Here is an 18,091-nt window from a genome sequence, read left to right as displayed (position 1 = left end):
AAAGAGCCTTTGGCGTTAAAACCAAAGGCTCTTAAAAACTTGTTATTTCAGGCTTTCTATGATTTCCTGATTTGCTTTCCGAATTTTTTCCTCGAGTAGTTTTACAACCTTTCTGTCGTAGGTCATTAATCCATTTACTTCAATTTCCACGTCCGTGGTTTGGGTATATACAGCTGCCGAATATCCAAATGGAATGAGCTTTTTCAATTTATCTGCCAAGTCAACATAAGCTTTGGTCGCCTCTTCACTAGTTTTGTATTGAACATAACCCCAATTGCGGTTATTCTCCCATAAGTGTTGATCTAGGGCTAATCCAATTCCTCCGTATTCACCTAATACATTCACTCTTTTTGAATCAAAAATTCCCATTTTGGGGTCAGGATAATTATGCATATCTATCATGTCGCCTACATCATAATGATTACCACCACTGGCAGGGTTTACTAATCTAGATGGGTCGTAGTTTTTGGTCCATTCTACCACTTCGGGTGTTTTAAATTGCCCCCATGCCTCGTTGAAAGGTACCCAAACTACCACACTAGGATTAGAGTAGGTTAAGTCCATGATTTCCTTCCATTCTCTCATGAAATTTTCTTCTGAGGTTTTGGACCGTACTAATTCCTTATCATTGAAATAATTGCGGGTTACCCATTTTGGATCTTTATCCCCGCTAGGCATATCTTGCCAAACTAATATACCTTCCCGGTCGCAGTGAGTATACCACCTAGCAGGCTCTACCTTCACATGTTTGCGGATCATGTTATAGCCAAAATCTTTAGTCTTTTTGATGTCGTATAATAAGGCCTCGTCTGTTGGTGCCGTGTACAATCCATCCGGCCACCACCCTTGATCTAAGGGACCTAGCTGGAACATATTTTTATTATTTAATTGAATACGATGGATACCATTAGCATCAATTTTGGTAGAGATTTTTCGCATTCCCACATAGCTTTTTATTTTGTCTTTAATAAGGCCGTTGCGAAGTATTGAGATTTCTAAATCGTACAAAAAGGGAGATTCGGGACTCCAGAGTTTAGCTTGAGGAATAGCCACAAGGACATCTTGACCAACGGCCGCTTTACCAGAGGAAATAACGTTTCCATTGTCTAGGACTTTTACTTCAGTAATATCTGAACTTTGAGTTCCTTCTGTTTTTACCTGTACACTTATGTTGCCTCCATCAATGTTGGGGATGGATTTCAGCTGACTGATGTAGGCAGATTCTACGGGTTCTAACCAAACTGTTTGCCAAATTCCGGTAACGGGAGTATACCAAATTCCTCGAGGGTTATTTACTTGTTTTCCTCGAGGTTGATACCCTAAGTCACTGGGATCCCAAACCTTAACCACGATTTTTTGGGTTTTATCTTTTAGTAAAAAAGGTGTGATGTCAAAACCGAATGGACTATATCCGCCTTGGTGAGAGCCTACTTTAATGTCGTTTACCCAAACATCTGTTTTCCAATCCACGGCGCCAAAATGCAATAAAACATTTTTGTTTTTCCAGTTACTAGGTAGCATGAAGGTTCGGTGGTACCATAATTCCTTCTGGTCACCTACCGTTTTCTGTACGCCAGACAAACTTGATTCTACGGCGAATGGCACTAATATTTTACCATCAAATTGATGTGGGATATTACTTCCTTTTTCGACTATGGAATAATCCCAAAGGCCATTTAAATTTTGCCATTGTTCGCGGACCATTTGTGGTCTTGGATATTCCGGAAGGGGATTGTTAGGATCTACTTTTTCAGCCCAAGGACTTTTAATTTTATTGCTAGCAGCTTTCCAGGTTTGTGCTTGTAAAGATGGAAGCTGCACAGCCATAAAGACAATAAAAATGAGGTTTTTCATGGTTTAGTTTAGTTTTGAAAAACCTAAGATATCAAAAAGATAGAAATGTACTTTGCCTATCTACCAGTATCCTTGTAGATTATGGGATTTTTTGTTGCTCTGCCCAGACTTTCGGAGTGCAGCCTTCTATCTCTTTAAATGCCTGGAAAAAACTATTTTTTGAGGTGAATCCGGCCTCCTTCATTAAGCCTTCCAAAGAGTATCGTTTCTCTGTATCCTGTAAAATTAGCCCTTTCACATATTCTATTCGGTATTTGTTTTTAACACTCGGGAAGGGGTTGTTTAAAATTTTATTGAAACAATAGGATACATGATGTTGGGGGATATTCAGTGTTACCACGATATCTCGAATGGAAAATCTGGGATTCAGGTATGGCTTTTCTGTTTCTATATATTGTAAAATGACTTGAGAAAGTTCGTAAAATGAATCATCCACATATGGTTCCACTCGGTCTACCTGGTTTTTTTTCTTTTTGGATTGAATTAATTCGATTTCCTCTAAAGTCACCTTAGGTATCCCATATAATACTCGAGGAAAAAGTAATATGAGTAGGGGCATTACAAAGGCAAACATCACTAGGATCCTGTAATAGGGTAAATAGTCATGTAAATTGCTCAAGTCTTGCTTAGGGCTGAACAAAACGATGAAATTAGAAGATAGCAATATGCTGGCTATAAATGTGTTAAACGAAACAAAAATGATCAGCCATTTGAAGGTAATCTGTTTTTGTTGGGTATGTGGATCGGAAGATTCCGATTCATCCATATCCCACCTGGCTTTAATTAGTAAAGTAATCATTAACCAAGCATAATATACGTATAGAAAATTTCGAAGAAACTCATTGATTAAGCTGGGGCTAAGTACGTGAATTTGGTTGATGTACAACTCACCAGGTTGGTTAAGTATTTTGTTTACCAAAGATAATTTTTCTTCAAATGGTTTAAGGAAATAGGGAAACAATCCTATCAGCATGTAAATGCTAGGAATAAGATGCCATAAATCTTTTTTACTAATCCCCTCATGGTCATTAAGGGTGTTACGGACATATATATATGAAGTTGGACCGATCAGAAAAAATAATGGGGAGAAATGCCCATACAGTATTGCTAAAAGCCATGACATTTGGCTATCGTAGGTAAATAAGTAATATTTCAAACTTATTAATCCTATCAATAAATAGAATATAGACAAGAAAATGATACTTCTATTCTTCTTATAGTTGAAATAAGCGATGATGATCGAGAATAGAATGGATAGAAATGGTAGAGATAGGAACATCGATTCATGTACTTTGCTATACCGATATATTAATTGGCCATGTTTTGGTAGCCACTAAGAATACATGTACATCAACTGAATAAATAGCAAAATTTATCGGCCCTGACAGTTTTCTTATTTAATTAATATACCAATACGAAGCTTGGTAATATAGTTTAGAACAGTAATAAATTCTTGTTTTTTTAAAGTTAAAAATGCTTAGATTCAGCAGGATTTATTTAAAATATACCTTTGTCCTACTATTGAAAATCCGTACCTAATCGATTTGTAAACAAGTAAAAAGAAAAAATTGTTTTTTGAAATTATGAAATTTTATGACATTAATGAGAATTAGTAAAATAATTCTTAAAAAAAGATATAAAATGCCTAGCCATTAACTCAATTTGCTTTGTGGATTTCTTACGAAACAAAAGAATAATTAGTATAGAATTCTAAAACGATACTAACTAATTCGGCTCGATTACAATTTTTGTAATTTTTAGTATAGTTTTAAGCTAGTGTTTCAATAAATGAATTTGATTGATTCAAATTTTTTAAAGAAGCTAGTTTTATTGAAGAGTATTTATGGTGTATAAATACTGTTAGATACGACAAACATAGTATACAATTATAGAACACAGGAATGCAAAAAGCCTATCGTTACTAGCGATAGGCTTTTTTATCTTAAAAGTAAGTTAATTATTCTTTGCTCAAAATTTCTAAAGCCTCTTTGTCATCATATTGAATCATCTTTTGTTTCAATATTTTTTTCAAATCGGCAATAATTTGCGCATTTTCTTTTTTGTTGTAGATATTATGTAAATTTTTGGGATCTTTTTTGATATCATACAATTCCCAAAAATCTTTTGGTCCATAGAATCTTACTAGGGTATATTGTGAAGTTCGTAATCCAAAATGTGGATATACATGGTGAGGCTGAGGGTATTCATAGTAATGGTAATAAGATTCGTTTTTCCAATCTTTCCCTTTACCTGTAAGAATGGGTAAAAATGATTTTCCTTGAATTTCTGCTGGAACTTTCGTTTTAGCAATATCTAATAAAGTTGGCGCCCAATCTACATTGGAAACTACCTGACTCACTTTGGTTCCAGGCTTGATGGTCCCAGGGTATCTAATAACGAATGGAGTCTTTAGGGATTCTTCATATATAAATCGCTTATCAAACCATCCATGTTCTCCTAAATAGAATCCTTGGTCAGAAGTATATACCACCACGGTGTTTTTAACAAGATTATTTTTGTCCAGATAATCTAGTAATTCCCCGATATTTCTATCCAATGAATTAGCCGTGGAAAGATAGTCTCTCATATAGCGCTGGTATTTCCACTCAGCCAAGGCATTACCGCTGAGTTTTTTCTCCTCAAACTCCTTCGTTATTTTATTTTCATAGTAATCATAGAAAGGTGGACGCTGCTCAGGGGTAAATCGATTGAAATTTCCACCATCTCCATTTCCATCATATTTGGCATGAACTTTTAAGTCCTGTCCAAGAATCATAGTTTTGTCGATGGTCATATCCTGATCTGCCGCTGCTAACCTTCCTTCGTACTTATCATAGAAGGTATCAGGTATGGGGAAGGTCACGTTGTCATAGGCCCCTAAATCAGGAATATCGGGTAACCAAGAACGGTGAGTGGCCTTGTGCCCTACGACCATAAAAAATGGTTTGTTAGGATCTCTTTGGTTTAACCATTCTTTGGAAAGTTGTGTAATCACGTTGGTCACATAACCTTCTCGGCGCGTGGTTTTATTTTGACTATCCACAAAATCTGAATTATAATAGCTCCCGTGTCCTGGCAAAATATTCAAATAGTCAAATCCATGAGGTAAGGTCCCCAAGTGCATTTTTCCTACCCAAGCAGTTTGGTAGCCATTTTTTTGTAATTCTTCAGGGAAAACGGCTTGGTTGATATCAAATTTCTTTTCGTTGAATTTGTAACCATTTTTATGGCTGAATTTTCCAGTTAATAGGGTTGCTCTACTAGGTCCACAAATGGAGTTTGTCACCACATTATTATATAGAATGGCTCCCTCGCGGGCAATTCGATCAATGTGGGGAGTTTTCGCCAATTTACTTCCATACGCACTGATCGCTTGAGAAGTATGATCATCCGAGATGATAAATATAATATTGGGTTTTTGAGCTGTTTGACCTAAGCAATATATGCTCAAGAGAAGTAAAATGAAGGTTTTGGATAGATTTTTCACGTGCATAACTAAGAGAGTAAATGTATTTAATGGTCAATTATTCTTGGGGATATCCGTTTATTTTACAAAATTATGTGCTTAAAGTACAGAATTTTTCATTAATTCATAGGACTCAAGACATAAAAGACTTTATTTAAATTAACATTGATATATATGAAAAAAATTGTTGCCCTATCCTGGATGGTTTTGGCCTTTTGCCTACCCACACTCATTTTGGCTAAACAGCCGAATAAATTTGTCCATAAAAAATCAAATTCAGCAAGTAATGCCCCCAAGGATTGGAAGTTGGGAGTGGCACTTTATTCCTTTAATGCCTTCTCATTTCCTGACCAGTTGGCCAAAGCCGATAGTGCGGGTTTGCATTATATAGAGGGATATACCTTTGGCAAAGCGGGGGTGACTTTAAAGGATTCTTCCATCATGAATTTGTCTAATTCAGGCGTGAAGCAATTAAAACAAATGATTCAGCAAAAAGGTCTTAAAATGGAATCCATTTATTTAGTTGGAGGGAAAACCATTGATCGCTGGAAAAAGGAATTTGATATTGCGAAAGAATTGCAAGTCTCTTACGTTACCGCAGAACCTCCTGTACATTTATGGGATGGAGTGGATAGCTTGGCAGCTTTATATAAAATTAAGGTAGCTATACATAACCATTGGAAAGGTACTAGTGTCTATTGGACGCCAGATTCCTTATTGATTGCCATGAAGAATCATCCTAATTTTTATGCTTGTCCGGATCTAGGGCACTATCCTAAATCTGGAATTAATCCAGTAGATGCCATCAAAAAATTACAGGGTCGAATCATCGCTATTCATTTAAAGGATATTGCGGAATATAATAATCCCAAGCTTAGGGATGTACCCGTTGGAACTGGAGTAATCGATTTTCCAGCGGTTTTTGCCGAGTTAAAGCGTCAAGGATTTCAAGGTAATATCAATCTAGAAAGAGATACCCAAGAAAAGCCTAGTAATCTAGCCTCCATCATTCGTTCGGTGCAGTATTATCGAGAGCAAATAGATAAATTGAAATAGTAGCCATACATTTTATTCAGGCATCAGGGTAGTAACAGGTAAAAATCTGTGCTAATTCTTACAATTTAAATTTTCAAATAAAGCTATGAAAAGGAGAAAGGTTTTACAATCACTGGCAGTTTCTGCTGGAGCCATGTTGGCACTTCGTTCTTGGGCGACTGCCTGGAATAAGGAGATTCGTGTGGCATCGACAGTATTCTCCCCACCAGAAAAGGAAATGCTGGGACATATTGCTAGCACATTTATTCCTGAAGGAAAAGCCAAAGGGGCCAAGGGTGTTGGAGTGGAGATTTTCCTAGATAAGTTATTTAGTGATTGTTATGAGCCAACTGACCAAGCCAAGATTAAAGCAGCCATTCAGTTCTTACTTGTTCAGGCCGAATTAAATCATCATCAATCATTCGCGCTCTGTCAAGCCTCCCAAAGAGAAGCTCTTTTGTTGGACTTAGAGAAGATGGCGGAACATCTTTGGGCCTATACGACCCTTCGTAGGGAAACAATTCGAGGATATATTACTTCTGAATATGTCATGACGGAACATTATCACTATGTAATGGCCCCAGGTTTTTATCATGGATGCGTAAACGTATAATCATGGCTAATTTGAATATTGATCTAGTCAAGAAAAACACCTACGATGTGATTGTCATCGGTTCAGGAGCCAGTGGTGGGTGGGCGGCCAAAGAGTTTTGCGACAAAGGTTTACAGACTTTGGTACTAGAAAGAGGGAGACAGGTTAGGCATGTGGAAGATTATCCTACGGCCTCTAAAGCACCTTGGGAATTTGAGCATCGGGGAACGGTGAGTTTAGCAGATAAAAAAGGATTTTCCTCCGGCAGTTTTATGCGGGAGGAGACCAAGCATTGGGCCTTACCTGATGACGAGCAACCAGTAGTTTATGAAAAACCCTTTCGGTGGACGAGAGGATATCATGTTGGGGGCAAGTCATTGCTTTGGGCGCGACAAACTCAACGCTGGTCAGATTATGATTTTGAAGGTCCTGCCAGAGATGGTTTTGCTGTCGACTGGCCTATTCGTTACAAGGATATCGAACCTTGGTATGATCATGTGGAGAAATTTGCAGGAATAGCAGGTTTCAATGATAATTTGGCAGAACTGCCCAACAGCTTAGTACAGCCAGGATTTGAGTTGAATTGCTTAGAGCAACATTTAAGGGAAACTTTAAAGAAGGAATATGGAAATCGTTGGGTGATATCAGGACGTTGTGCTCATTTAACGGATCCTCAAGAAATACATTTTCAACAGGGAAGAGGCCGTTGCTTAAGTCAAAGGCAGTGTGAACGAGGATGTAATTATGGGGCTTATTTTAGTTCCAATTCCTCTACCTTACCCTGGGCAGCTAAAACGGGCAAATTAACCCTTAGACCTCATTCGGTGGTTCATTCCATTATATATGATGCAAAAAAGAAAAAGGCCATCGGGGTAAATGTAATCGATGCTATCAGCAGAGATATGATTCCTTTTTATGCCAAAGTGATTTTTGTGAATGCCTCGACTATTAATACGAATGCCATCTTATTGAACTCTAAATCGAGTCGTTTTCCTCAAGGTTTGGGTAATGATACTGGCTTATTGGGCAAGTATATTGCATGGCATAATTACCGTGGTACAGCCAATGCTAGTTTTGATGGATTTAAAGATAAAAAGACGGCTGGAGGTAATCCTAGCAATGCCTATATTCCTAGATTTAGAAATGTGTTTAGACAGGAAACAGATTTTTTAAGGGGCTATGCCGTGGGAGTAGGTGGAGGAAGGGGACAATTTGCCCAGCAAGGGGGGATAGGGGATACTTTACGAGAGAATTTATTGAATAGGCAGTGGGGGAATTGGAATATATCAGCTTGGATGATGGGGGAAACGGTACCCACCGAACAAAATCATATTCGATTACATGAAAGTTTGCAGGATAAATATGGTATTCCGCAAATTGTTTTCTCTTGTGATTGGACAGAGAATGATGTGAAAATGGTGAAGGATTTTAGGGAGCAAATGCAAGAAATGTTTGAGAAAGCAGGCTTTCAACAGATTAGAACGGCAGATTCAAAGTCGGCCCCTGGTGCTGATATTCATTAGATGGGCGGGGTAAGAATGGGTAAAAATCCTAGTACTTCCTTGTTGAATGAATGGAATCAGTTGCATGCTTGTAAGAATGTATTTGTAACCGATGGGGCTTGCATGACTTCAACCGGCACACAAAATCCAACCTTAACTTTTATGGCCTTGACAGCTAGGGCAGCTAATCATGCCATGGATGAATGGAAAAAATTAAACTTATAAAACAAAATACACATGAAAACGAATCGATTAATTATTGCTATGGTGGGATTATGTATGAGCTGGACAACCTATGCTCAAAAAGTATATACCTATCCACTGGGTGTTCAAGCCTATACTTTTAGAAAACAATTCCCTCAAGACCCACTTAAAACCTTAGATATCATTAAGAATATGGGCTTCACAGAGTTAGAAGGCGGCGGAGCGAAAGGAATGACATTACAAGAATTTAAACAGCAATGTGATGCTAGAGGGATTTCTATTCCATCTACAGGAGCGGATTTTGGGGAATTGGAAAAGGACCCCATGGCGGTGGTTCAAAAAGCAAAAATCTTGGGAGCAAAATTTGTTATGTGTGCCTGGATTCCTCATAAAGGGAATGATTTTACCTTAGAAAATTCCCAGCATGCAGTTCGGGTATTTAATGCAGCCGGAAAGGTATTAAAGGAAAATGGAATTACTCTTTGCTACCATGACCATGGCTATGAATTTCATCCATTTGAGAAAGGGACCTTATTAGATTATATCATTCAAAATACGGACCCTGCATATGTTTCTTTTGAAATGGATGTGTTGTGGACTCTACATGGGGGCGGGCAAAAAATGCCAGTTAAACTTTTGAAGAAATACCCTGGAAGATGGAAATTAATGCACGTGAAAGATTTGCGTAAAGGGGTGGTTGGTGATTTGACTGGGCATACTCCTGCCATCAATGATGTGCCGGTAGGAACGGGTCAAGGTAATTGGAAAAAGATTATTCAGCTAGGTAAAAAAGCTGGGGTGGAGCATTGTTTTATTGAAGATGAAAGCGACAATGAATTGGTCAATGTTCCACTGAGTATAAGCTTCTTAAAATCATTATAAACCAGAGCCCCTTTAAATGGGGCTTTTTTTATACTTGACTTGTCAGGAAAAAAATATTGTCTTGCCAACACTCATTTTAACATTAATTTCGTTAAAGTCAGTAAAAAAATATACACTACATAAGGGATGAAATGGACAAATGAATTTGATTTTCTTAGGGGCCCTCGAGCTCGATGGAAAGAGTTGATTTTCTCAGCGGAAGTACTTTTTCAATATGTAAAGGGATTTCGAAATCTCCACTTTATTGGACCATGTATTACGATTTTCGGTTCAGCACGTTTTGATTCCAAACATGCTTATTATCAGACAACGGAGAAGATAGCTGCAGAGTTATCCAAGTTGGGTTATGCCATCATGACAGGCGGTGGTCCTGGGATTATGGAGGCGGCCAATAAAGGGGCTTATGAGGCAGGAGGAATTTCCTTAGGATGTAATATTGAACTTCCTTTTGAGCAAAAGGCAAATCCTTATTTAGATCGATTTGTGACCATTCGGTATTTTTCTGTTAGGAAGGAATTACTTCGTAAATATTCATCTGGCTTTGTGGTCATGCCTGGTGGTTTAGGTACTTTGGACGAGTTTTTTGAGGTTATAACCCTTATTCAAACGGGGAAAATTAATCACTTCCCAGTGGTGGTTATGGGTCTAGAATACCATGAAAAATTGATGGAATACCTCGAATCATTAGTCAAGGAGCAAACGGTTGGCCCAAATGATTTTGATCATATCTTGTTTACAGATGACATCGATTTAGCCATTGAGCATATTAAAACAAAATCTAAGAAGCGTACATTACCTCGGGATAATTCAAATAGGCCTCTGTGGATTTTGGGAGAGAGAAAAATTTTCAAGAAGCATTAATCGGATTCATAAATACGGGGAAAGATGGTTAATTTCCCCGTATTTGCTATTTAAGATCTTGGTTTACCTGACAAAGGTCATATTTATTTGGATGCTTTGGGCTGAACTTTGCGGCAATTAATATTAGAAAATGTCTAAAAAGCTCGCACATTCCTTCCATATCCCAGTCATGGGATTAGGATTTACCATTGATACCCCTCTTAAAGTAGCGCATTTAGGTATTTCCTCTGTCATATCCATCATGGATGATTATTTGATAGAGGAAATGAGGGAAGTTCATGCTAAGTCAAATGGTTTGGTTTATGACCCTATTTTGAAAACAGAAACGGATTATCGGGCCAAAAGAATTCAGGCATATTTGAATTTGGTCAATGACCTTGTTCAGCAGAAAGTGGAGGCAATGCGCCAACAGTCTTGGGAGAAAGGAACTGACTTATATACATATTTTGAACTCTTACCTGATTATTCGCCTTTAAAACAAACCTATTTTCAGTGGTTACAAACGCAGGATGAGAGCTTGGAAAAGTATCTAAGAGAGAGTCTAATTCCCGGTTCCATTGATGTGAATATCATGTCTAAGGTAAACAAAACGAATTATTCACCCGATGGGGAAGCTTTGGACAAGGAGTTCGCAGATGCTTTGTCGGCATTAAGGGCTTATGCGCAAAGTGACCTTAGTTCTTCCGTCATTTTTTCAGCAGGCTATAATCCACTACTTTACAGTTATTTGGAGCAATTTGAAGATTTTTTCCCTAATGAGCGAGGGGAATTAAAGAAGCAAATCATCCTAAAAGTAAGTGATTTCAGAAGTGCCTTTACGCAAGGAAAATTATTGGCCAAAAAGGGAATATGGGTGTCTGAGTACAGGATTGAGTCGGGTTTGAACTGTGGAGGGCATGCTTTTGCCACTGAAGGTTTATTATTGGGGCCTATTTTGGAAGAATTTAAGAAAAATAGGGAGGAGCTCACAAGGGAGTTATTTGATATGTGCCAAAAAAGCTTGAAGGATAAAGGAATAAAAGGATTTGAGAAATTACCAGAATTACGAATTACGGTTCAAGGCGGTATCGGAACGAGCGAGGAAAATGAGTTTTTATTGGAGCATTATCAAACACAAGGAACGGGGTGGGGAAGTCCTTTTTTATTAGTTCCTGAGGCGACCAATGTCGACGAGACTACTTTGGCCGCATTAGCTACCGCCGAAGAATCAGACTACTACATGAGTCATGCCTCTCCTTTGGGAGTACCTTTTAATAATTTTAGGAAGAGTAGCTCGGAGAAACAGCGTTTGGAGAGAATAGAAAAGGGTAGGCCGGGGAGTCCATGTAATTTGGAGTATTTGTCTACCAACACTGAATTTACGGAAAAACCAATTTGCACGGCTTCGAGACAGTACCAACATGCTAAAATAAAGGAGCTGGAGGCTCAACAATTACCTAGTCATGAATTTAAAAAGCTATTTGATAAGATAACCGAAAAGGCTTGTCTCTGTACGGGATTGGGGACTGCTGCTCTCAAAAATTATGGTATTAAGCCTAGACATCACTTACAATCCATCGCCATTTGTCCAGGACCCAATTTAGCCTATTTTTCAGGTGTGTATTCTTTGAAAGAGATGGTTGACCATATTTATGGTAGAATAAATATATTGAACACGAAGAATCGGCCTAACCTATTTGTCAAGGAGTTAGGTTTGTATGTGGATTACCTCAAGAAGGAGCTTTCTGAAAGCATGGAAAGTATGAATAGTAAGCAGGAACGCTATTTAAAGAGCTTCAAGCAAAATTTGTTGGCAGGTGTAGACTATTATAAAACACTTTCGGTGCCTACTTGGAGATCGATGTTAGCAGATTTAAATGAATTAGAAAGGAAGATTCAAGAACTGATTATTCCTAGTTTGGAGAAAGCTTAAGCTGTATTTTACTTTAAGGACAGACTTCGATATATAATTTTTTGTTTGGAGTTGGGCTATAGGCAAGGCATTGGGCGCAGTTATTGTCTTTAGGAGGCGTATTTAGTACTTTAAAATAAAAAGTATCTCCCTCTTTGATGTTAGCTGGGAAGGTACAGACACTCGCCAAAGTAAATACATTGGAATAAACTTTGCCCGACATGGGGTTTTGCCAAATAGGCTCCACTTTGTTAGTATCTAGGTCTTTATTGACTGCCTCTATTACATAATTCATGCAGATTCCTTGCAATACCAATTTGCCTTGATAGCAGGAAGGATTCAATTTTTCAGCACTTTTGCACTGTAGCAAGAATGGAATTAAGAGTAATAATCCGTACTTTCTCATCGTTTTTTATATTATCAAATTACGCCCTCAAGACTGATTTATTGTTTAGGATGTCGATTTTATGATATCAAAATGGCTTGAGGTTTGATCATTCGGCTATATTATTGATTTTTTAGATGCTTGTTTCTCATGAATGAAAAGAAAAAAGTGCATTTGGTTTTAGGAAGTGGTGGGGCTAGGGGTTTTGCTCATATGGGAGTGATTGACGTGTTGGAGGAACATGGTTATGAAATCATCAGTGTGACGGGCTGTTCCATGGGGGCAGTAGTTGGCGGAATATATGCCGCTGGTTTTCATGAGGCTTATAAAAATTGGGCTTTAGAATTGACCAAGTCAAAGGTCTTTAGTCTATTAGATTTCACCTTGGGCAAACATGGATTTGTTAAAGGAGAGCGGATATTTGAAGTATTATCTCAATTTATTGATGTGCCAAAAATCCAGGATTTCAAGATTCCATTTACGGCTGTTGCCGCTGATATGCATACCAAGAAAGAGGTCTGGTTTCAGGAGGGGGATTTGTACCGCGCCTTGAGAGCGTCTATCGCTATCCCAGGTATTTTTACGCCAGTCATTGATGGGGAGCATGTTTTAGTAGATGGGGGTGTTCTAAATCCTTTGCCTTTGAATGTGGTTAAAAAGCAAGAAGGGGAAATGGTGATTGCGGTGGATTTAAATGGAGATTCACCCTTTTTTGTAGCACCAGAAAAAAATAACACAGAAGATTCCGTTTTATTAAAAGGCATTAAAGATTGGTTAGCTTTAAATTGGTTGAGCCCTGTTTCTGAAGACTTAACTACTTTAGCAAGTACTAAGTCATTGACCGATATTTTGTTTTATTCCTATGAAATGACTCAAGATAAGGTAACAGAAATGATGATAGAAAAATACCGTCCCGATGTGTTAATTGAAATTCCAAAATCTATATCTTCCATTTTTGAATTTGACCGGGCCAAGGAATTAATAGAATTTGGGAGGGAGGCCTGTTTAAAGGCGATAGGACAAAAAAAATAAAATAAAAGATGCTAAAGCCTGTTTCTTTACTTGTTTTAATTTGCCTTTTTCTTGGGCTATTGGGGTCTTGTAAAAGAGAAGAGCTTCCCCAATCTACCTGTTTAAAGGGAAGGTTGGCTCTAAAAGGTATTTGTATGAATTATGTGATTGAGGTGCTAGAAGGCCAAGTGGATACTAGTCAAGTGGAGATGATGTGGAAAAATCAGAATACGGGTAAAGTTTATCAGAAGGCTTTTGCACTTAGAAGTATATGCTCATTTCCAGAAAATATAAAGGAACGAGATGAGTTTTATTTTAGTATTTCACCATTGCCAGAAGATAAAATGTGTGCCCAATGCAAGGCTTACAGTCCAACGCCCAACAAGGGTCTTTCCATAGAAATTTGTGATTAAGCATTCTAGGATTAACTACCCTAAGGGAATGCCCAATGCTTGATTTAATTCAGATAATAATAATCCGCTACCCCCACCAAAATGTTCAATGGTTTTCAGGTTAGGATTCAACTGAGTCATGGTATTCGAGATCTGATTTTCTTGATCCAAGCTTAAGCCACTGCTAAGTAATAATACATCAATAGTATTTGAATGACATAAACTAGGAATTTCCTCTAGTAGACAAGTACCCTGAGCCATCAGCTCTGGGTACTTATTTACTAGCCTCGTAAGCAACTCTACGATTGCTTCATTTTTCCCTACCACTAAAACATGGATTTTTTTCATCTGAAAATCAAAGGGAAGAATGGCTATTATGCTTTTACTAATTGTATTTCACCAGCGATTTTAATTTCTTCGCTCACTAATACACCTCCTGTTTCTAATGCTGCATTCCAATTTAATCCAAAGTCAGTGCGGTTGATTTTTGTATTGATGGTAAAACCAGCTTTTAAATTTCCCCAAGGATCCTTAGCCACTCCACCGAATTCTACATGAACCTTGACGGGTTTTGTCACATCCTTAATGGTTAAGTCTCCTAATAAAGTAAACTCGTCAGAGCTAGATTTTTCTACTCCTGTAGAAGAGAAACTGATATTTTCATATTTGTCTGCCTCGAAGAAATCAGCACTCACTAAGTGTGCGTCACGCTGCTCATTTCCAGTGGTGATACTTGCAGCTTTAGCCGTGAAGTTGATTTTTGCGTCAGCGAAAGATTCATCCGAACTTTCTGCATTTACGTTGAAGTCTGAGAAGCCACCAGTAACGTTGGTGATCATTAAGTGCTTTACTTTAAATTGAATTTCTGAGTGTGTCGGGTCTAAAGCCCAAGTTAAGTTTGCCATGGTAATTGTTTGTTTAATAATTTATTAATTATGAGAAATATGCATGGGTACTTCCATTAAAAGTATCCTTGAGTTGTTACTTGTTGCCTTTAAGTCGAAACTATCTATATCCCAAATGCCTAAACCGTCCCTTCTGCCTAAGTCGTATCCATTTATTTGGAATCCACCTTCTAATACGAAAGCATAGACACCATTTCCAGATTTTTTGATGGCATAGTGATTCGTTTTACCCTCATCAAAATTGCCCAGGTGGAACCAGGCATCTTGATGTATCCAAACACCCTCATCTTCAGGATTGGGCGAAAGGATTTGTTGTAGTTGATTGTGGCTATCGTTTTTCTGTAAAGTAATTTGGTCGTAGCGAGGGCTCACATTTTTCTTATTAGGGAATACCCAAATTTGTAGAAATTTGACTGCCTCTTCAGGATGGTGATTGTACTCACTATGATAGATACCTGTTCCTGCACTCATCACTTGAATGTCACCTTCTCGGATAACAGCCACATTTCCCATGCTATCCTTATGTTCTAAGTCTCCCTCCAGTGGGATGCTAATGATTTCCATGTTGTCATGAGGGTGCTGTCCGAAACCCATCCCACCTTTGACCATATCATCATTCAAAACCCGTAATGCTCCGAAGTGGATTCTCTCTGGGTTATAATAATTGGCGAAACTAAATGTATGTGAACTGACCAACCATCCGTGATTGGCCTGTCCTCGCGAATCTGCTTGATGAAAGATGCTCTGTGCCATATTGCTGTGATTTAACAATACAAATTTCCGAGAAAATAGTTCCTTAAAACATAATCTAGATTAAGAAATCAATTGGATTTTGAATAAAATAAAAAAGCCCATTCAGGGAGAATGGGCTTTAAATGGAAGTTTTAATAGTGGATTATTCACCTACAATCTTGCCTCGTATCATTTGTCCTGATTGTTCAAAAAGATAAAGGTAAGTTTGCAAACCATTGCCACTAGGCACAAAGAATTCAATTTGTTTTTCCTGGTTTTCTGTCATTTCACCATCAAATAAGTCGGCAATTTTTAGACCAGTCAAATTGTACAAACCCAATGTGGCACGGCCGTTTAATTTAGCTTTGATTAAGAAAGATACTTTACCCACAAATGGATTAGGATATGCGACAACAGTAGAAACGATATTCGTATTTTCGCTTACCGTGCGGAACATGGCTTCTTCCTTAGATGAAGCAGTTTTGTAGGAGTTAGGAGCCTCTTGGCTAACCAAATAACGACATTGATCAAAGGCATTATTGATTTGATCCACTGTATTGAATATGTCATTTAAAGAAGGATCATTCGCATTTAATGTGCCACCTAAAGCTCTATTAGCAAGCACCATTAAGTCATTTACAGAATAGCCAACTAAACTTGGAGTAACAACTGTATTAGTTGGAGTTAATCCATCAATTTTAGTGGTACCACATTCTGGCTTAACTGTTTTGAAGGATTTTGGCAGTGTCCACGAACCTAATCTGGCTGAAGTTTTGATATTTAACCAAAGGGTAATGGTTTGAGATAATAAATTATTGACAATTTTACCCTTATTGTTCACAGGACTTTTAGTATCACTAGATGCTGTTGAGTTCCATCCATTCGCATTCGTATTTAAGCTGGTAGGAGTACCACCACCTGGAAGCATTTTGAAAATATTGCTTGAGGTGCTGGCTACATCGCTTGATCTTAGGATAAAGAATTTTCCTTTTGATTTATCGCCAAAGACAATTTCAGCAACACCCGCAGTATTAAAGGCAGACTTTAAGCGTTCCAAGGTAGTACTTTGACCTAATGAATTTCCTGTTTCAGGATCGATTCCATTACAACTCATTCCGCCTGTATTACCGTAGTATCCCTGCGTGTAGGTACATAAAACTTGGCAGTTGGAAACGCTAATACTCATAGTGGTGACATTGGAACATGTTCCATTCGAATATTCATAACGCAAAACCACGTTACCTGAGTTATTGGAAGCCATAAAGGTATTTTGATTAATGCTTCCTCCACCGCTACTAATGGACCAAGTTCCATTAGATGGAGATCCTCCAGCTAGATTTAAATCAATAGAATTATTCGTACAAACAGTTAAAGAGGATTTGGATACAGAAACAGATGGAATTGGATTAACTGTCACTGTGGCAATAGCTGAACCAGTACAACCATTAGAAGTACCTATTACCGTATAGTTGGTTGTTGAACTTGGAGAAACGGTTATGCTATTTCCAACTCCTACATTTGACCAAGAATAGCTATTTGCACCAGAGGCAGTTAAGGTAGTAGAATTTCCTGCACAAATGTTAGGGCTATTCACCGTGATAGTTGGTAAAGCATTTACAGTGACGATGGAAGTGGCCGTATTGGTACAACCATTGGCATCCGTACCTGTGACTGTATAGGTTTTAGTTTCGGTAGCGGTAAACTCTGTACCGTTGGTGATGCCATTGTTCCAAGCGTAGGAAGAAGCACCTGAACCTGATAAAGTTACTTTAGCGCCTGCACAAACGGTTTGATTTTGAGTGGCGGTAACGGTAGGTAAAGCATTTACAGTGACGATGGAAGTGGCCGTATTGGTACAACCATTGGCATCCGTACCCGTCACGGTATAAGTTTTAGTTTCAGTGGCATTGAACTCCGTTCCATTGGTGATTCCATTGTTCCATGCGTAAGAAGAAGCTCCAGCACCTGTTAATGTCACCTTGCTGCCTGCGCAAACGGTTTGGTTTTGAGTAGCAGTAACGGTAGGTAAAGCATTTACGGTAACAATGGAAGTGGCCGTGTTGGTACAACCATTGGCATCCGTACCTGTCACGGTGTAGGTTTTAGTTTCAGTGGCAGTAAACTCCGTTCCATTGGTGATACCATTGTTCCATGCGTAAGAGGAAGCTCCAGCCCCTGACAAGGTTACCTTACTGCCTGCACAAACGGTTTGGTTTTGAGTAGCAGTAACGGTAGGTAAAGCATTTACGGTAACAATGGAAGTGGCCGTATTGGTACAACCATTGGCATCCGTACCCGTTACGGTATAGGTTTTAGTTTCGGTAGCGGTAAATTCTGTACCATTGGTGATGCCATTGTTCCAAGCGTAGGAAGAAGCAC

14 protein-coding genes and 2 pseudogenes are annotated in these 18,091 nt (G+C 38.4%); 8 read left to right on the top strand and 8 right to left on the bottom strand.

Translation table 11 applies throughout. The features are described 5' to 3' along the window. Positions 1 to 42: 42 nt before the first annotated feature. The 3 genes from ESB04_RS07185 to ESB04_RS07175 all read right to left on the bottom strand — a co-directional run bounded on the left by ESB04_RS07185 (position 43) and on the right by ESB04_RS07175 (position 5,347). Complete coding sequence (locus ESB04_RS07185) at positions 43 to 1,854, bottom strand: glycoside hydrolase family 2 protein (RefSeq protein ID WP_129027061.1); 1,812 nt, start codon at positions 1,852 to 1,854, stop codon at positions 43 to 45. Positions 1,855 to 1,933: 79 nt separating this feature from the next. After that, positions 1,934 to 2,977 (bottom strand): helix-turn-helix domain-containing protein, encoded by a 1,044-nt coding sequence (locus tag ESB04_RS07180; protein ID WP_205749487.1) that lies wholly within the window; start codon positions 2,975 to 2,977, stop codon positions 1,934 to 1,936. Positions 2,978 to 3,811: 834 nt separating this feature from the next. Next, positions 3,812 to 5,347, bottom strand: a complete 1,536-nt coding sequence (locus tag ESB04_RS07175; protein ID WP_129027059.1) for a sulfatase family protein — start codon at positions 5,345 to 5,347, stop codon at positions 3,812 to 3,814. A 147-nt stretch (positions 5,348 to 5,494) separates the two neighbouring features. Here ESB04_RS07175 and ESB04_RS07170 point away from each other — a divergent pair, with 147 nt between their 5' ends. From ESB04_RS07170 to ESB04_RS07145, 6 genes and pseudogenes are all read left to right on the top strand, one after another. Continuing rightward, positions 5,495 to 6,376, top strand: coding sequence for a sugar phosphate isomerase/epimerase family protein (locus ESB04_RS07170; RefSeq protein ID WP_235832193.1), 882 nt, complete (start codon positions 5,495 to 5,497; stop codon positions 6,374 to 6,376). 85 nt (positions 6,377 to 6,461) lie between these two features. Beyond that, positions 6,462 to 6,968: a gluconate 2-dehydrogenase subunit 3 family protein gene (locus ESB04_RS07165; protein ID WP_129027058.1), complete on the top strand. Its 507-nt coding sequence runs from the start codon at positions 6,462 to 6,464 to the stop codon at positions 6,966 to 6,968. Between the two features lie 2 nt (positions 6,969 to 6,970). Continuing rightward, a pseudogene (locus ESB04_RS07160) lies at positions 6,971 to 8,674 on the top strand (GMC oxidoreductase). A gap of 12 nt (positions 8,675 to 8,686) precedes the next feature. Next, positions 8,687 to 9,535: a sugar phosphate isomerase/epimerase family protein gene (locus ESB04_RS07155; RefSeq protein WP_129027057.1), complete on the top strand. Its 849-nt coding sequence runs from the start codon at positions 8,687 to 8,689 to the stop codon at positions 9,533 to 9,535. A gap of 126 nt (positions 9,536 to 9,661) precedes the next feature. Continuing rightward, a complete protein-coding gene (locus ESB04_RS07150; RefSeq protein WP_129027056.1) occupies positions 9,662 to 10,396 on the top strand; it encodes an LOG family protein in 735 nt (244 codons plus the stop codon). Positions 10,397 to 10,526: 130 nt separating this feature from the next. Further along, a complete protein-coding gene (locus tag ESB04_RS07145; protein ID WP_129027055.1) occupies positions 10,527 to 12,308 on the top strand; it encodes a hypothetical protein in 1,782 nt (593 codons plus the stop codon). Between the two features lie 13 nt (positions 12,309 to 12,321). Here ESB04_RS07145 and ESB04_RS07140 read toward each other — a convergent pair whose 3' ends face one another. Continuing rightward, a complete protein-coding gene (locus ESB04_RS07140) occupies positions 12,322 to 12,693 on the bottom strand; it encodes a hypothetical protein (protein WP_129027054.1) in 372 nt (123 codons plus the stop codon). Positions 12,694 to 12,822: 129 nt separating this feature from the next. On the opposite strand from ESB04_RS07140, the gene ESB04_RS07135 reads away from it, so the two are divergent. Next, complete coding sequence (locus ESB04_RS07135) at positions 12,823 to 13,704, top strand: patatin-like phospholipase family protein (RefSeq protein WP_129027053.1); 882 nt, start codon at positions 12,823 to 12,825, stop codon at positions 13,702 to 13,704. 134 nt (positions 13,705 to 13,838) lie between these two features. Next, positions 13,839 to 14,096, top strand: a complete 258-nt coding sequence (locus tag ESB04_RS07130; RefSeq protein WP_129027052.1) for a hypothetical protein — start codon at positions 13,839 to 13,841, stop codon at positions 14,094 to 14,096. Positions 14,097 to 14,111: 15 nt separating this feature from the next. Here the strand turns inward: ESB04_RS07130 and ESB04_RS07125 are convergent, their stop codons facing one another. The 4 genes and pseudogenes from ESB04_RS07125 to ESB04_RS12405 all read right to left on the bottom strand — a co-directional run. Beyond that, positions 14,112 to 14,423: a hypothetical protein gene (locus tag ESB04_RS07125; RefSeq protein WP_129027051.1), complete on the bottom strand. Its 312-nt coding sequence runs from the start codon at positions 14,421 to 14,423 to the stop codon at positions 14,112 to 14,114. A gap of 26 nt (positions 14,424 to 14,449) precedes the next feature. Then, positions 14,450 to 14,980: a YceI family protein gene (locus ESB04_RS07120; RefSeq protein ID WP_129027050.1), complete on the bottom strand. Its 531-nt coding sequence runs from the start codon at positions 14,978 to 14,980 to the stop codon at positions 14,450 to 14,452. Between the two features lie 24 nt (positions 14,981 to 15,004). Then, on the bottom strand, positions 15,005 to 15,733 hold the full coding sequence (locus ESB04_RS07115) for a pirin family protein (RefSeq protein ID WP_129027049.1): 729 nt from the start codon (positions 15,731 to 15,733) through the stop codon (positions 15,005 to 15,007). A 142-nt stretch (positions 15,734 to 15,875) separates the two neighbouring features. Next, positions 15,876 to 18,091, bottom strand: a pseudogene (locus tag ESB04_RS12405) (hypothetical protein); the annotation flags it as partial.

It is taken from the genome of Aquirufa rosea (genome assembly GCF_004118285.1).
GTDB lineage: Bacteria > Bacteroidota > Bacteroidia > Cytophagales > Spirosomataceae > Aquirufa > Aquirufa rosea.
The sequence above is the reverse complement of the archived record's forward strand: the minus strand, read 5'-3'. Positions and strand labels throughout refer to the sequence as shown.

Coding starts and splice junctions, on each gene's coding strand:
- ESB04_RS07180 (WP_205749487.1), bottom strand. CDS start 2,977: ATGTCATGGCTTTTAGCAATACTGTATGGGCATTTCTCCCCATTATTT.
- ESB04_RS07150 (WP_129027056.1), top strand. CDS start 9,662: ATGAAATGGACAAATGAATTTGATTTTCTTAGGGGCCCTCGAGCTCGA.
- ESB04_RS07120 (WP_129027050.1), bottom strand. CDS start 14,980: ATGGCAAACTTAACTTGGGCTTTAGACCCGACACACTCAGAAATTCAA.
- ESB04_RS07185 (WP_129027061.1), bottom strand. CDS start 1,854: ATGAAAAACCTCATTTTTATTGTCTTTATGGCTGTGCAGCTTCCATCT.
- ESB04_RS07140 (WP_129027054.1), bottom strand. CDS start 12,693: ATGAGAAAGTACGGATTATTACTCTTAATTCCATTCTTGCTACAGTGC.
- ESB04_RS07170 (WP_235832193.1), top strand. CDS start 5,495: ATGAAAAAAATTGTTGCCCTATCCTGGATGGTTTTGGCCTTTTGCCTA.
- ESB04_RS07135 (WP_129027053.1), top strand. CDS start 12,823: ATGAATGAAAAGAAAAAAGTGCATTTGGTTTTAGGAAGTGGTGGGGCT.
- ESB04_RS07165 (WP_129027058.1), top strand. CDS start 6,462: ATGAAAAGGAGAAAGGTTTTACAATCACTGGCAGTTTCTGCTGGAGCC.
- ESB04_RS07125 (WP_129027051.1), bottom strand. CDS start 14,423: ATGAAAAAAATCCATGTTTTAGTGGTAGGGAAAAATGAAGCAATCGTA.
- ESB04_RS07145 (WP_129027055.1), top strand. CDS start 10,527: ATGTCTAAAAAGCTCGCACATTCCTTCCATATCCCAGTCATGGGATTA.
- ESB04_RS07115 (WP_129027049.1), bottom strand. CDS start 15,733: ATGGCACAGAGCATCTTTCATCAAGCAGATTCGCGAGGACAGGCCAAT.
- ESB04_RS07155 (WP_129027057.1), top strand. CDS start 8,687: ATGAAAACGAATCGATTAATTATTGCTATGGTGGGATTATGTATGAGC.
- ESB04_RS07175 (WP_129027059.1), bottom strand. CDS start 5,347: ATGCACGTGAAAAATCTATCCAAAACCTTCATTTTACTTCTCTTGAGC.
- ESB04_RS07130 (WP_129027052.1), top strand. CDS start 13,839: ATGAATTATGTGATTGAGGTGCTAGAAGGCCAAGTGGATACTAGTCAA.